Origin of the sequence: Pseudobutyrivibrio sp. 49 (assembly GCF_900100545.1) — a bacterium.
GTDB lineage: Bacteria > Bacillota > Clostridia > Lachnospirales > Lachnospiraceae > Pseudobutyrivibrio.
The window spans coordinates 163,322-179,316 of sequence record NZ_FNDP01000004.1 but is presented as its reverse complement, the minus strand read 5'-3'; the positions used below and the strand labels follow the sequence as shown (position 1 = coordinate 179,316).

Below are 15,995 nucleotides of genomic sequence, written 5' to 3'. Positions count from 1 at the left end.
GGGGAGTGTTATTTTGAATATAGAAGATTTTAAGCTCCTTAGAAGAAAAGACATATATGAGTTTCTTCAAGGAAATGGACCGGATTTAATTACATATAATGGTAAAGAATATGGAATGCCTTATTATACTGGAACTGAGTTACATAATATGTGCATCAATTTTGGAATGACAGAAATACCATGTGGTAGTCGGTGGGAATATATATCGGCACTAATGGATTTTGCAATAGAGAATAATCGAACAGAAGAATTTTTAAAGTATATATTTTGTGAAGATAGATTTGAAAATCTTAGAGAACTAGGGACACTTGAGGAAATTGACACAGTATATAAAATGATATTTCCGAAGGCAATCGAGTATATTAATGATTTAATCAAGATGTCTAGGCATGAATTACAGTATATTAATGGACATTTTTACATTAACGAAATAGGAAAGAAAGTTAAAATAGATACTCCAAAGTTTGATGTATATTCATTGTCATATGTACAAGGATTGAAAGAGAGATGTAATAAAGATCTTAGTGAAGGAAATTATGATAGCGTTGTAACAAAATCACGAACCTTGATGGAGGAAGTATTAGTTCAGATTTTGGAAGATAATAAAGAGGATATAGTTTCAAAGGGGGATTTAATAAAACTCTATAATCAAGTTAAAACACTATATGGAATGAAACAATCGAAAGAATATGATGCAAGAGTTAATAGTTTACTTGGCGGACTTGAGAAGATTGTACATGCAGTTGCTGAAATGAGAAATGCTAATAGTGATGCACATGGAGTAGGTTCAAAAAGAATTAATATTCGAGAATCTGAAGCAAGATTAGTTATGAATGCATCAATAACTTTCTGCGAATACATGATATCTGATCATAAAAAGAAAGAATAAAAGGATGATTTGTTTATGGCAGAGCTAAATTTAAAACAAATAATAGATAGGCTTAACACTGAGTTTACAGGCGAAACACGTAAGCTTGTTTTTTGGTATGACGATAAGGCTGAATTTGAAGAAGATATGGATTTAGTTGAACTTGATAATGCCAAAGTATATAAGCTTGAAAAGGATAATCAGTTTTATACGAAGTATTTCCTTGAGAGGGAGGATACAACAACTAATTATCTTATATACGCACCATTTCCAAAGCCAGAAATAAAGGATAATCATCTGGAAGATACGATGCTTTATTCTAAGAGATTCTTTGCAGATAGAGCTTCCTTGCTTTCAGTGGATTTGGGAATTGAAGAAAAATATAAACATGTAATAGAGAAACACATTAAGTTCTTTGCTAATAAGGATAGAACACAGCGTTTTTATGACCTTGAGATTGAGAACTTCAATGAAGAGAACATCCTAGTAGGGTTATTGAGCGCTGTATGTAAAACCAGAACATGTTCTTTTGAAGAGGTGGTTCGTATTGTTATCACAGAGGGAGATGTTGAAGATAATAAGTACCTTGAGGAAATGGATAAATATGAGCTTCTTGGAGCTTTCTGGAAACTTTGTGAGCAGCAATTCGGCTATGTAGACGCAGATCCTTCTTTGGAAAGGCTAATAGTTACTCTATTTGTAACATACGCTGCAAGATATCTACAGGGCGAAGTTCCAGCATCTTGGCGAAGTTTTGTATCTATGAAGCAGGGAAATGTAATAGCATTTCTTGATAACCTGATGAATAGTGTTCTTTACAAAGAAGATTATGATAGATTATCTACTCATGTAGCAAAAGGTCTTAAAGTAGAAGACAATTTAGCAAAATACAACCCAGAAGATATTGTTCACCTAGATGCTTTTTCATATGTTGATGAACTGATTCTTAAGTGGATTACTGAACGCTTAATATCAGAGGATGTCGGAGCAAAGCTTGATGAAATGGATTTGCTTCAAATATGCGATAAGCGTTCAAAGATGCATTTTGGAGAGGTTTATGAGAATGCCTATGAAATGCTTGAGAATGCATTAACCATTGTAAATGCTGCAAATTATGGCGGTAGTGATGATATGAAGAGCATAGTGAAAAAGTATGAATCTGAAGATTGTCTGATTGATATGGCGTATAGAAAATTCTACTTTTACTATGATCAGATTGAAGACACAACTGGCTACGAGGAGCTGCAGACTCTTGTAGAAAATATTTATACCAACGAGTATCTTAACGACTTAATTCCAAGATGGAATACTGCATTCTGCGGAGAGGATGGTCTTGTAGTTCTTCCATTACAGCGCAATTTCTACAATGGATTTGTAAATCAGTCAAAAGAAAGAACTGTTGTTATTATTTCAGATGCGATGCGATATGAGGTTGGTAGAGAATTATTTAATCAAATGAAGGATGATCCCCGCTGTACGGCTAAGCTTTCGCCTATGATGAGTTCATTGCCTTCATATACAAGACTTGGCATGGCTGCACTTTTACCGCATAAGACTCTTGAAATGAGAGATGATTATGAAGTTTATGCTGATGATGTGCTTTGTAACGATTTAGCCGGTAGACAGACGGTGCTTCAGGGGCATTGCAAGGATAGCATCTGTGTACAGTTTGATGATATCAAAAATCTTAAGAAAACAGATTTAAGAAATATCTTTACCGGTAAACAAGTTGTTTATGTATACCATAATCAAATTGATGCCAGAGGTGATAAGGCAAATACAGAGGATGAGGTATTTGTTGCATGTGAAGAGGCACTTAAAGAGATCTCAGACTTGATAAGAAAGATTTCTACAAATGCAAATACATACAGATTCATAGTCACATCAGATCATGGCTTCGTTTATAAGAGAGAGAAGATTTCTGAGAGTGATAAGATTGGCGGTGTGAACGGAAAAGATGCTTGGATTAACCGTAGGTATATCGTATCTAAAAGTGCTATTACAGAAGATGGTGTAGCAAATATAGGCTTAGGATATGTGCTCGGATATGAGGATGACAAGGTTGTTTCATTCCCAACAAGCAGCAATGTATTCAAGGTTTCTGGTGGAGGTCAGAACTTTGTTCATGGTGGTTCATCACCACAGGAAATGATTATTCCGGTACTTGATATCAAGATGGAACGTGGCCATATGGAGACAAAGCCTGCATCAATCAGCCTTGTAAGTATGGTGCAGAAGATAACAAATTTGATTACTGGTATGGACTTTATTCAGTCAGAGCCAGTTAGCGATACTGTAAAAGAAACAACTTATCGACTTGTATTTATGTCTGAGGATGATGAACGTATTTCTAATGAGAATATTTATGTGGCCGATAGCAGGGAACCTGATTCTGCAAAGCGTATATTTAGATTGAGATTTAATTTTAAAAATCAAAAATATGACAAAAATAAGCAGTATTATTTAGTAGTGATAGATGATAATACGGGATTAGAATTATTTAGACATCCAGTTATTATGGATTTAACATTCGCAGATGATTTTGGGTGGTAATAAATAAAGTTTTAATGAGGAATAAGGGTATGGAGTATAACATTATTAAAGCAGGGACACCTAACATCAATGAGCAATTTGAAAAGCTATTGAAAATTACATTCAATGACTACGACAAATTGCTAGAAAAATTTACAAAGCAGGAGTTTGATGAGTTAATTCGATATGATATTTTAAGGATTGCTGCCACCTATTATGGGCAGATGGACAATGCTTATCAAAAGAAGATCGTTAGAGCATATGAGAAGTATTTTGAGCTAGAAAAATTAACAGGATTTTTTGACAAGGAATATGATGAATCTTTGGATGAGGAATTGTATATTCCACAATCAATTGCTCTAATAGAGAAGCTGCGTGATTCTAAATACATAAAACTTGTATATGAAGCTATTTTCTTTACAAGTACTAAGCTCATTAAATCAATATGTGAATCTACTGACGTATATGGTAATGCTCTGCTAATGATTAATGCTACATATTTCACGGCGCTTGCATATACTGTTCACGCAAATTTTGAATACAGAGAAGATTTTAAGGTTCTCTACGATTGTGAAAATTTCGATAAATTTTTAGATGGATTAAAAGCTTCATCTGCTAGTCCAGAGTCTTTAAACTTTAATATAGAAGAGCAGCGCGAATTTGTAAAAAAATATAAGTTCAATATAGCACCTACAAGTTTTAACCGTTCATTTTCTATAAACAAAATTAAGGAAGTCAATAATCTACCATATAATGATGATTATTTAGATCTTATTGAAATTGATGAATTTGAAGATGATGATCTTGAAGAACTTGTAGAGTTAGAAGACGACGATCTTGATGAAATCATCGAAGATGATGGAGAAGAAGATAATGATTTCGATGAAGATGAGGTAATTTTAGGTGATGATTTCGATGAAGATGAGGATAATTTAGAAGAAAATTTTGATTCAGAAGACAGCTCACTAAGTGGTGAAAAGGAACAAAAGTCTCATGAGAAAGATGAATTCATAAATCTAAGAATAAATAATGTACCAGAATTTATTCTCAGAAAGAGCCATTTAACTATTATAAAGCAACGAAAAGTTAATGGATTTACATGTTACTTTACAACGAAAAAAGATGAGACTGATATATATGTTTTAATATTCCAGGCAGATGATGTATTAAGTAGCATTACAGATGATTCAGAAGAATGGACAAATTTGAATCATTCTATTTACCAGGTGGCTTACTCTTTAAGACGTGAATATTCTAGCATCTATATGATTTATATCATTGATGAAGATGCGTTTAATATTCCTATACAGGCAATAGAAGCCAATCGCGTAAATGGTAGAAAATACGTATTCAGGCCTGAATCTGCTATAACATTTATAAATGGTGTACAGCAAACTGTTGGCATTCAGGATAATGAGAATATTGATCCAGTAAGAACATGGGGAAAGATACTTGAAGCTGTTCATTTGACAGGTTGTTTAACTGAGACATATCTAAAAAGAAATGTAGAAAACTATTTATCAGGAGATAGATTTGATTCGCATTACCTGATTGATGAAGACTACAAAAAAATGTCAGTATCTAAAGTTCCATTGATTAAGTGGGTTAAGTCGTTAAGCTCCTCAGATTTTAGGGAGTTTTGTTTTGATGGAATGAAGATGGACTTTGGCCAAATTAATCTGTTTTATGGCGCTAATGGTTCTGGTAAAACTTCTGTGCTGGAAGCTATTGAATTTGCCCTGACAGGTGAAATACGTCGAATAAAAGATTTTAACAAGAAAATGGATGTGTTGCGCCATGTTCCTACTGTCTATGTATACAATAGGGAAGCTGGTGTAGAACGTTTCACACCAAGGGATTCAGCTAAGAATTCAAAAGAAATTGAAAGAGTATGGTATGGTGTTCCATCAGGACGTAATAAGACAACATTGAATCAGAATTTTGGAAGATTCAATGCGTTTGATTCAGAGGCGGCTTATAAGTTTATTCATGAATCTGATAACACTGATTCTAGCTTTGCCGTTATGTTTGGCAACTTGTTATTTGGTGACGATGTTGTTGATTATGAAAAGAAATGGACAAGATACAAAAAAGCTTTTGAAGAATCCTTTGATGATATTAGAGAAAATCTTGACAATGCCAGAACCATGAAAAGAATCTATGAGGATTCGTTAAAGCATGCAGATAGAACTAATCACTCAGGTGAGATCGAGCAAATTTTACCAAAGACATTTTATAAAAAATTAGAAGAAATACCGAAGAAGGGTATTGAACGATATAAGAAGATACAGAGCGATTTTGAACTAACGGGCAAATACTGTCGAGTTCTTAACCGATATGAGCAAAATGAAGATAAGCTCGGTAATATTCTGAAACATATTGAGCAAGTGAAGTTGGATAATGCTGATATTGAAAGTAAGAAAGCTAAATCTAATGAGGCTATCCAGCTATTTATGTCAAAAATACAAGGCGTAAAGACTCATTCTTTTGAAAACGATAAGGCCATTTCTGCAATTGAGAATGGTGCTACTTTGTTAAAAAATAAAAGTGAAGAATGGGAAGATGTAAAAAGAATATTATCTGATCAAAAAAGTATTGCAATGCTTTCTGAATTGTTAGAAGAGCAAGAGCATATAAATAATTTACTTGAGCTTATTAATACCATAGAACGATATCCAAAAGTTGTTAATTTCCTGAAAATGCCTTCGTTTGATAATCTGTCAGAAGAAGACTATGAAAAATATTCTGAAGAACTGGATTCTTTAACTAGTAAAAAGAAGGATTTAGAGCTGGAATACACTCTTAAAAAAGCTAGATTCTCTTCTGAAGAACAGAATTATATTGAATTGCGCAAAATAGGGCAGCAGTTGATTCATGATGAGAAATGTCCATTGTGTGGTACAAAGCAAAAATCTAAGGATGCACTATTAGAATTAATCCAGAATGCAACGGCTCAGACTTCAGAAAAAGATGGCATGGACGCGCTTATTGAAGAAATTCAAACATTAGAGCATAAAATAGCGGATATTTCTCATAAGCTTTCTCAGGATGATTTGGTTGCTGAAGCAAAAAGTACAATCTATAAAATTGCTGATGATTTAATCCTTATAAAAGACTATTTTACAGATGATGATTACTCAAGTTTAGCTAAGTTGTTAGACAAAAAAAAGGATTTAGTTAAGAAAGAAATAGAGATAAAAGCTCAGATACAGGTTTTGAATAGTCAGGGATTTTCTGAGAAAAATATCTCGTATTGCAAAGATTTTGAAGAAAATGATTCTGTCTATAAATCGTTCAAGGAATCTAATGAAAAGTCATTTGAAGCTTACATTACTAAGTTAATGGCTGACAATGAATCTCAGAGAAGGAAATTAGAGGATACTAAGGATAAGCTTTCACAAGAGATTATAGACTTAGAGCATAATATTGAGATTGAAAAGAATAATATCTCACAATATGACTTACAACTTGAAACTTCTAATTTAGATAAACTTAATGATATCTTGCAGTCTATTGAAATGGTAAAAGAAGCCTTTGACCTAAACAGTGAGATATCTCTTAAGGAATGGCTGCTAGTGTACAATTCTGCTTCCGATAAAATTGATTTAGAGGTTGAAAGATTAGAACGTGCTAGCATGGTTGAATTTGAAGAACAGCAATTACGTGATTATACTGCGGCTGTTAATCGATTGACACCGCAGTTAGAACGTTGTTCTAAAGCAGTTGCTGCATTTGAAAAAATGCCTTCATTATCATCATTTGTTGAGGGAAAGATTAAAGATAATATAAGTAATATAAGTACTTTCTTTACTCAAATGCACCATTCAGACGATTTTAGGGAGCTCGGAGTGGATGAAGAAGGTATATATGCTATTCGTGGTATTAATGACTCCATGGCAAGAACATATGAAATGAGTACAGGTCAAAGAGCTACTATAGCATTTGCTACAATGCTTTCATTGTACATAGCCGCAGATACTGCTCCTAGATTTCTTTTGTTAGATGAACCTCTTGCAACCATGGATAAAGATCAGGTAAGGCATGTACTTAAGATGTTAGCTGATTTTGCTAAAGGTGGTACTCAGATATTCTTTACAACTGCAAACGGCGAGATGATTGCTGAATTTAAAAATGCATTCAGTAAAACTGATTTTGACTATAAAGAGTATGAATTCCAAAAGAGAAGCAACACATCGGTCCGAATTATAGAGCATTCAATTAATGATGTGCCTACTATAGAAGATTTATCTAGAGATGATATCATCTTAGATTTCTCTCAGATGGAAGAAATTAGAAATATTCTTACTAGAAATCAGAAAAAGCTTTTATCTACAGAAGAACTTGAAGAAATGCATTCATTAGCACAAGATAATAATAATCTAAACGATGCTCCAACCGCAGATAATATTTCATCCTTTAAACAAATGTTAATAGGGGATGAGTTAAATGTATTAAATGCTGTTTTAGAAGCAACAACTGTATCATCTGATAAGTTGGGAGCTTTGGCATCTGCATATAATATTCAGGAGATAGTTGATGGCATAAATAGTAAAGCTGTAGATTTTTACGGTGAGACTATTATTGATGATAACAACGATACTCCGGTTATTTATGAGGATTATTTGCAAGACATTAAGAGTTTATTAAAGTAAGGATGGAAGTCTGCTATGGAAAATTCCAGAGGACCTATTAGGACGTACAAAAATATAATGAAATCTTTGGGACAGGGAACTGTTCCTACAGAGGGGCTTGGCTATATAGCTGTTGGAAGAGAAAAGGAATTAGAAACCCTTCTAAGAGATATGGAAGACTTGGCTGATGGAGGAACTTCTTTTAGATTTATAGTTGGTGGTTATGGAAGTGGTAAGACTTTTCTTCTACAAACGATTAAAGAGAACGCTGTAAAGAAGAAAAATATGGTTGTCGCAAATGTAGATTTGTCACCAGAGAGAGGTTTGCTAGGAAATAATACGAGAAAAAAGGGTTTGGCAACCTACAAAACTTTGATGGAAAATGTTTCAAATAAAACTAATCAAAGTGGTCACGCCCTCAGAAAGATTTTAGATGAGTGGGTTTCAAAAACTATAAGTCGAGCAGTTGTAGATTATTCTGAACAACGAATAACTGAACTAAACCCTGAGGAATATTCTTATCAATTCATGCTAAAGGAATGTGATTTATTCCAGGACATGAAAGAAGGATTTGCTTTCTTTGCAGCATTAAAGCTTTATTGGCAGGGAGTACGTGAAAATGATTTTGACAAGAAAGAATGTGCATTAAGATGGTTTTATGGTCAGTATGCAAATAAACAAGAAGTTAAGAAAATGACTGGAATTAGCTCTATGGTCGATGATGAAAATTGGTTTGATATCATCAAATTATGGGCAAAGTTGTTTACGCTTGCTGGGTATAGTGGCTTTTTAGTCCTTATAGATGAGTTGGCCTATGTTTATAATACTTCATCCAAAACAGTTCGTCAGAAAAATTACGAAAAAATCCTGTCGATGTACAATGACTTATTGCAAGGCGGAGCTACAAATCTAGGAATAATAATGTCTGGAATTCCAGATAGTATCTATGATAAAGATAAAGGATTATATAGCTACGAGGCATTACGCTCTCGATTAAGTACAGGGTCATATATTGGTGGCGATGTAGTTAACATGATGACTCCTATTGTAAAGGTTATACCTTTGACAAAAGAAGAAACTTTTATTTTGATGGAGCACTTAGTTTATATTCATTCACAGATATATAATTATACTTCAGATATTTCTGATGATGAGTTGCTTGATTTTATAAAGTATGCTTATATGAAAAGGGAAACTATAGCAATAACCCCAAGAACAATGATACGAGATTTTGTAAATATTCTTGATTCTCATTTGCAAAATAAAAATGAAGATTGGCATAGTCTTATTACTAACTATCAATTTGTGGCAGATGATCAAATTGAGTTTGAAGAGGTATTTGATTAGTTTTTAGGCGATGCTAGGAGGCTTGAAGATGTTTGATTTTATGAAAAAGAATGGCACACAAGAGGATGACCTTTTTCCAGTGGATAATTTTGTTGGAACCATTGAAACTGAATCTGAAACAGCAGTAGAACCTGAGGCTGCAGCAGAAGTGGAAGAGGCTGATGATAAGGTCGATAATGACATTCTTAATGCGAAACTTAGAAGATGTTTTGATGGAAAGATAGTGCGTAAAGATTTAACAAAACACATTAAGGAAGGTGCAAATGTACCAGTTTACGTATTAGAGTACCTTTTAGGTCAGTATTGCAATTCAGAAGATGAGAATATAATTAGTGAGGGAGTGGAAAATGTTAAAAGAATACTTGCTAATAATTATGTGAGACCAGACGAGGCACAAAAAGTATTATCAGCACTTAGAGAACGAGGTGCATATACTGTTATTGACAAAATCTCAGTTAATTTGAATATTAAAAAAGATAGATATGAAGCAGAGTTTTCAAATCTTGGAATAAAAGGAATTCCTATTGAAAATGAGTATCCTAAACTTTATGACCGTTTGTTATGTGGCGGTATTTGGTGTATTGTTCAGCTTGATTATGATTATGTGGAAGAAGATAGAGAGTATGGTCCAATTCAAATAAGAAAACTCACACCTGTTCAGATGCCACATATAGATATGGATGAGCTTAAAGAAGCCCGCAAGTCCTTTACGAAAGATGAATGGATTACTGTGCTTCTTAGATCCACAGGTATGGAAGCAAACAAATTGCCAGATAGAGCTAAGTGGTTGCTTTTAGCTCGTATGTTACCTTTGGTTGAAAATAATCTTAATATGTGTGAGCTAGGACCTCGTTCTACAGGTAAGTCACATTTATATAAAGAAATTTCACCAAACTCTATACTTGTTTCAGGTGGACAAACAACAGTCGCAAACCTTTTCTACAATATGGGAACAAAAACTGTTGGTCTTGTAGGAATGTGGGATTGTGTTGCATTTGATGAGGTGGCCGGAATTACATTTAAGGATAAAGATGGAGTCCAGATAATGAAAGATTACATGGCGTCTGGTTCTTTTGCACGAGGTAAAGAAGAAAAGGCAGCTTCTGCGTCTATGGTTTTTGTTGGTAATATTAACCATGATGTATCTGTGCTTCTTAAGACATCTCATTTATTTGAGCCATTTCCTGATGCAATGGCCTATGATACAGCGTTTCTAGATCGTATGCATGGTTACATTCCAGGTTGGGAAATTCCAAAATATAGACCAGAGCACTTTACAGATGACTATGGTTTTATTACTGACTACCTTTCAGAATTCATGAGGGAGATGAGAAAGGAATCTTACGGTGATTCATTAGATAAGTATTTCCATCTTGGCTCAAATTTAAATCAGCGTGATACTATAGCTGTTAGGCGATTGGTAGATGCATTTGTTAAGCTTTTATATCCTAATGGTGATTATACTAAGGATGATATTGCAGAAATATTAGATATATCTCTTGAGTTACGTCGTAGAGTAAAAGAGCAATTGAAGAAAATTGGTGGAATGGAATTCTACGATGTTAATTTTTCATATATTGATAATGATACATTCGATGAACATTTTGTAGGTGTAAAGGAATCAGGTGGTGGAAAAATTATCCCAGACGGAATCGTTAATGCTGGTCATATTTATACGATAGCTCGTGGTAAAAATGGTATTATCGGCGTCTTCAGACTTGAGAGTCAAATGTTACCTGGAAATGGAAAATTTGAGAAGAAAGGTTTTAGCCTTGATAAGGATAGTAAGAGTTCTGCAGATACAGGTTTTTCTTATTTAAAACTCAATGGTAATAAAATTAGTCATTCAATCAGTACTACCACGAAAGATTATATAATTGATTACCAGGATATTCAGGGATTAGGCATGACAAAAAATATTGCACTGCCAACATTAATTGCTATATCTTCTATAGCCCTTAACAAGCCTACAGTAGCTGGCTTGGTTGTTATTGGCGAAACAACAATCTCTGGAACTATTAATAAAGTCGAAGATTTGGCAGCAATATTACAGGTATGTGTGGATTCAGGAGCGAAGAAGGTGCTTATACCTATTAGTTCCGCCGCAGATTTTGGTGCTGTACCAGCTGATTTATTATCTGCTGTTCAGCCAGTATTTTATAGTACACCGGAAGAAGCAGTATTTAGAGCGTTAGGGGTAGACTAACATGAATAATAATTATCCTGTTATAACATTATGTGGAAGTACCAGGTTTAAAAATGAATTTATAGAAGTTCAAAAGAGGCTTACATTAGAGGGCAACATTGTTATCAGTGTTGGCCTCTTTGGTCATTCTGGGGATCAAGAAGTCTGGGAAAATATGGATGAGGGAACCCTAACTAAGACCAAGGAAATGCTTGATGATATGCATAAGCGTAAGATAGACATGGCTGATTCTATTTATGTTATTAATGTTGGTGGATATATAGGAGAAAGCACCAGATCCGAAATCGAGTATGCAAAAGTTCACGGCAAAAAAGTAATGTATTTGGAGGAAATGTAATGATTGAAGTCGTGACGGATGAACATTCCGAAACTATAACGTCTTTGTTTAAAGAAGCAAAGAAAGAAATAAAGATAATAAGCCCTTTTTTATCAAATAAGACAGCTGACTTTTTATGTGAGGCTGCTAACAAAGGGATAGCATGTTCTTTTATCACAAGATTTTATCTTCAAGATTTTTTAGACGGATCTAATACACTTGATGGTTTGCAAAGTATGTTAGATTCTGGGGTAAAATTATATGCTGTTATTGGTTTACATACAAAGCTATATTTATTTGATGAAGATGACGCAATTGTAGGAAGTGCTAATTTTACCGAAAGTGGCTTGTCCAGAAATATTGAACTATCAATACATTTTAACGAAGAAGCAGCTATTGAAGACTTGCAGGAATATTTTGATGATATTTCTACTAGAGTAAATGTTGCTGAAGATGGATGTATTACACAAGAAATGCTTGATGACTTTAAGTTAAGATACCAAAATCAGAAAGAATCAAAATCAAAACTGGATGGTGGAAAACATATCGTTGCTCTTGTTAAGGGGGCAGCCCTTGATAAAAGAGCAAAACAAATAAAAGAAGATATCAACGAGGCATTTAGGGAAATTGATAATAATACATCAGAACGACTTACAGATCCCGTTTATTCTGCACTGGGTGGAGAAACTTCTATAGTATCGCATAAAAGTCTAAGAAATATAATTTTAAAATTCTCAGCATCAGCAAAAAAAAGAGCGAATGGTGATGAACCTATGTATATGCACGCTTTTGTCGATAATGGAAAATCTGTATATATTTCAAATTTTTCCGTAACAAGATTAAAGAGTGCTAAAACTATAGAAGAAGGTGACGAAACTTTCTTCTGCGTTCACTCTTATGACAAGACAGGCAAAGAATGTCCTGTAATTGTAGGTAAAGGGTATTTTAGAGCGTTTAGTTCAAATAATGATGCACGAAAAAAAGCATGGATTAAGCAATATGATTGGCTTGAGGAATATCCAATTTATTGTGTTATTTCAGAAGCAAAAGTTATAGATGCTCCGGTTAATTGTGGTATTCCTCTTCGTGAAGTGATAGATAATCTAGGATATAAGACATACATGCACACTAGAGATAATCCGGATAAGTATCCAAAAGAAAGAGTAGCAAAAGCTCATGGGCAGCAAGCTATGCTTGCTTTGTCTCCGGAAGCAAAGGAGTACATTGATGAACGTTTAGAAACACTAGGAATGCAATATGGATGGAAAATATATAAATCTGAATAAGTAAAGAATATAGGTACACGAATGGAGGATACTGTTGAGTGTCCTCTTTTTTGTTATTAAAAGATTAGTCACATTAATTTGTTAATATAAATGTATCCGTTACTGAAGGTTAAAATGGGGTAATTGTTGTATGGATACTAATTCTGAAGTTGGATTAATAATTGATAAGTTTAAACGTGATGTATTACGTGAAAAATACTATCTTCAGGAAGAAGGTGGCCGTAGGTATAAGCTTGTCAATGGAAGGCTTATAGGTCAGAAGAACGACTATAGTACATATAGTTTTGAGATGGAGGCTGAATTAAATCTTCCAGATGATGCGCCTATTACATTGACTGTGGGAAAGGAAGTTGTAAAAGGCGTTGTTTTCTTATGTGAAGGATTCCAGATTATTGTTAGTATCACAAAGAATTTTGGAAATGCAATTGGGCAGGCATTCGTTGGTGTTGAGCCTTGGGCATTACTTGAAGGCATAGTAGATCAGCTAGAGACTATAACTACAGCAGATAAATTAGTTATCAAGCTGTTGCAAGAAGGACCAGAGTTGGCAACAAATAAACCTATATCTATGGTTCCCAAGGGACAAGATGCTGCTGTAGAGATGGCAATTGATAACGATATAACTGTTATTTGGGGCCCTCCTGGCACAGGTAAAACCTATACTATGGCACAAATTGCAATTCATTCATTGTTGAACAGGGAAAGAGTTTTAGTTGTTTCGCATAGTAACATTTCAGTGGATGGTATTGTAAAACAAACAGCTTCACTCATTAGAGATTTGCAAGGTGATAAGCTCTTAAAAATGGGTGCTATTCTTAGATATGGTTATGTAAGGGATGAAGAGCTAGCAAAAGATAATGATGTTGTGGCCTACAATTATGCGGTAGAAAATAATCAGACTTTAAAAAATGAATATGAAAAACTAAGGAAAAAACGAGATCATCTGGTTTTATCGGGAAAATATAATACTGCTGAAGGGGTTAAAGTTGAGCAAGAACTAAAGGATATTAGGAAAAAGATTCGAGAAGAAGAAAAGCTTTATGTTAAGAATGCTCTCATGGTAGCGACTACTATTTCAAAAGTCACTATGGATAAGCTATTCGAAGATAACAAGTATTCTGTTGTTATGTTTGATGAGGTGAGTATGGCTTATATGCCTCAGATTCTCATAGCAGCAAAACATGCTTATTCAAGACTAGTCCTCGTTGGAGACTTCAGGCAGTTGGCTCCTATAGTTCAATCTAATGTTAAGGAGACGTTAGGAAAAGATGTATTTTCATATCTTGGGATTGAGGATGACAGATCTATGCATGCGCATCCTTGGCTTGTCATGTTGAATGAGCAGCGACGTATGTACCCTGATATCTCGGCATTTGCCAATGAATATGTTTACAATGACTTGTTAACTGACCATGAGTCTGTAGTAGAGAATAGGCAGGAAATAGTTGATAATCCTCCATTTAACGATGAATCAATAAATCTAATTGATTTAGCTGGAACATATTGTGCCTGCATGAAGAATAATGACAACTCCAGATTCAATATTGTGAGTGCGATTATTTCGTTCCTTTTGGCATTGGAAGCAGAAAAATATAACACAAAGTCAGTTGGTATCATTACTCCTTACGCTGCTCAGACAAGATTAGTTAGAGCAATGATTCAGGATTACAGAGAATCAAAAGAAACAGATATTTCTTGTGCAACTGTACATCAATTTCAAGGATCAGAGCGAGATGTTATTATTTTTGATGCAGTGGAAAGCTATCCGTCTACAAGGGTAGGTTTTTTACTCGGCAAGAGCTTTAATGCGGTTACCAGACTAATTAATGTAGCAGTTACCAGAGCTCGAGGAAAGCTTGTTGTTGTGGCAAACGCAAAATACTGGAACAAGCGCTTCGGAAAATCTGATCATGTTTTATATAAGCTTATAGAGTATTTGCAGAAGAAAGGTAATGTAGTTTCATCTAATGAGCGTAGACTTCAAGATTGCCTAAGTCGATTACCTGAGACTAAGCAGATTCAAAACTATATGGATGCTGTGTATGCCATGGATGATTTATGCACAGATATTGCAAAAGCAAGGAAACAAATCGTTATTTCTATTCCTGATGGTGAGCTTGATATAGAAACTGAGGCAAATATATTTGATGCGCTAATCGATGCAAAGATGAATGGGATTAAAATACTATGTAAATCGAAAGATATTGATTCTTTACCAGATAATTGGAAGAAAATTAGTGTGCCTTCGGATAATGCTGTATTTCCATTGATTCTCATCGATGACAAAGTAATGTGGTATGGATTGCCTAAGTCTAAAGGTACTTTCAGAGATGGTACATCTGAATCTTATGTTGTGTGTCAAACTATTTATAGAATATCAGGAAGTCATACAATTGAATTAATCAAGGCGTTTTCTGATTTAGAATTGCAAGTCTATGATGGATCACGAACTGCTATTCAAAATGCAAAGAGCATTAAGAATACAACAAGTACAGATGGAGTTAATGTAGTATATGTTGAAGACGAAGCGGGTATGGCTGACTATGTACATAATAAGCTTAGATGTGCTAAATGCGGTTCACCTATGAATCTTACTAGAAGCCGTTCAGGTAAATGCTTTTTGAAATGTTCATCTAAGGGATGTGGCGAAACTGCTTTATTAGATAAAGATGTAGCTAATGCTTACTTGAATAAAAATAATGTTAAATGTAGCAAATGTAATTGCATGCTTCAGGCCGGAGTGAGTAAGTATGGTTTGTATGTAAAGTGTAGTAATGGGCATTTCTTCAAGCCAGATGAGGTTTAGTGG

At 34.4% G+C, this 15,995-nt stretch carries 8 protein-coding genes; all 8 read left to right on the top strand.

The window, feature by feature from the left end:
- Nucleotides 1–13: 13 nt before the first annotated feature.
- Nucleotides 14–889 carry an abortive infection family protein gene (locus tag BLP54_RS06085; protein WP_090167794.1) on the top strand — a complete coding sequence of 292 codons (876 nt, stop codon included), beginning with the start codon at nucleotides 14–16 and terminating at the stop codon, nucleotides 887–889.
- Between the two features lie 15 nt (nucleotides 890–904).
- Nucleotides 905–3,421, top strand: a complete 2,517-nt coding sequence (gene pglZ, locus BLP54_RS06080; protein ID WP_090167792.1) for a BREX-1 system phosphatase PglZ type A — start codon at nucleotides 905–907, stop codon at nucleotides 3,419–3,421.
- 29 nt (nucleotides 3,422–3,450) lie between these two features.
- Nucleotides 3,451–8,052, top strand: a complete 4,602-nt coding sequence (locus BLP54_RS06075; protein WP_090167790.1) for an AAA family ATPase — start codon at nucleotides 3,451–3,453, stop codon at nucleotides 8,050–8,052.
- A 15-nt stretch (nucleotides 8,053–8,067) separates the two neighbouring features.
- Entirely contained in the window at nucleotides 8,068–9,378 is a 1,311-nt protein-coding gene (locus BLP54_RS06070) for an ATP-binding protein (RefSeq protein ID WP_090167788.1), read from the top strand.
- Nucleotides 9,379–9,406: 28 nt separating this feature from the next.
- Nucleotides 9,407–11,584: a protease Lon-related BREX system protein BrxL gene (gene brxL, locus BLP54_RS06065; RefSeq protein WP_242870642.1), complete on the top strand. Its 2,178-nt coding sequence runs from the start codon at nucleotides 9,407–9,409 to the stop codon at nucleotides 11,582–11,584.
- Between the two features lies 1 nt (nucleotide 11,585).
- Complete coding sequence (locus tag BLP54_RS06060) at nucleotides 11,586–11,921, top strand: hypothetical protein (RefSeq protein WP_090167787.1); 336 nt, start codon at nucleotides 11,586–11,588, stop codon at nucleotides 11,919–11,921.
- Nucleotides 11,921–13,186, top strand: a complete 1,266-nt coding sequence (locus BLP54_RS06055) for a phospholipase D family protein (protein WP_090167784.1) — start codon at nucleotides 11,921–11,923, stop codon at nucleotides 13,184–13,186. The genes BLP54_RS06060 and BLP54_RS06055 overlap by 1 nt, the downstream gene beginning before the upstream one ends.
- A 130-nt stretch (nucleotides 13,187–13,316) precedes the next feature.
- Nucleotides 13,317–15,992, top strand: coding sequence for an AAA domain-containing protein (locus BLP54_RS06050; RefSeq protein WP_090167782.1), 2,676 nt, complete (start codon nucleotides 13,317–13,319; stop codon nucleotides 15,990–15,992).
- Nucleotides 15,993–15,995 lie beyond the last annotated feature (3 nt).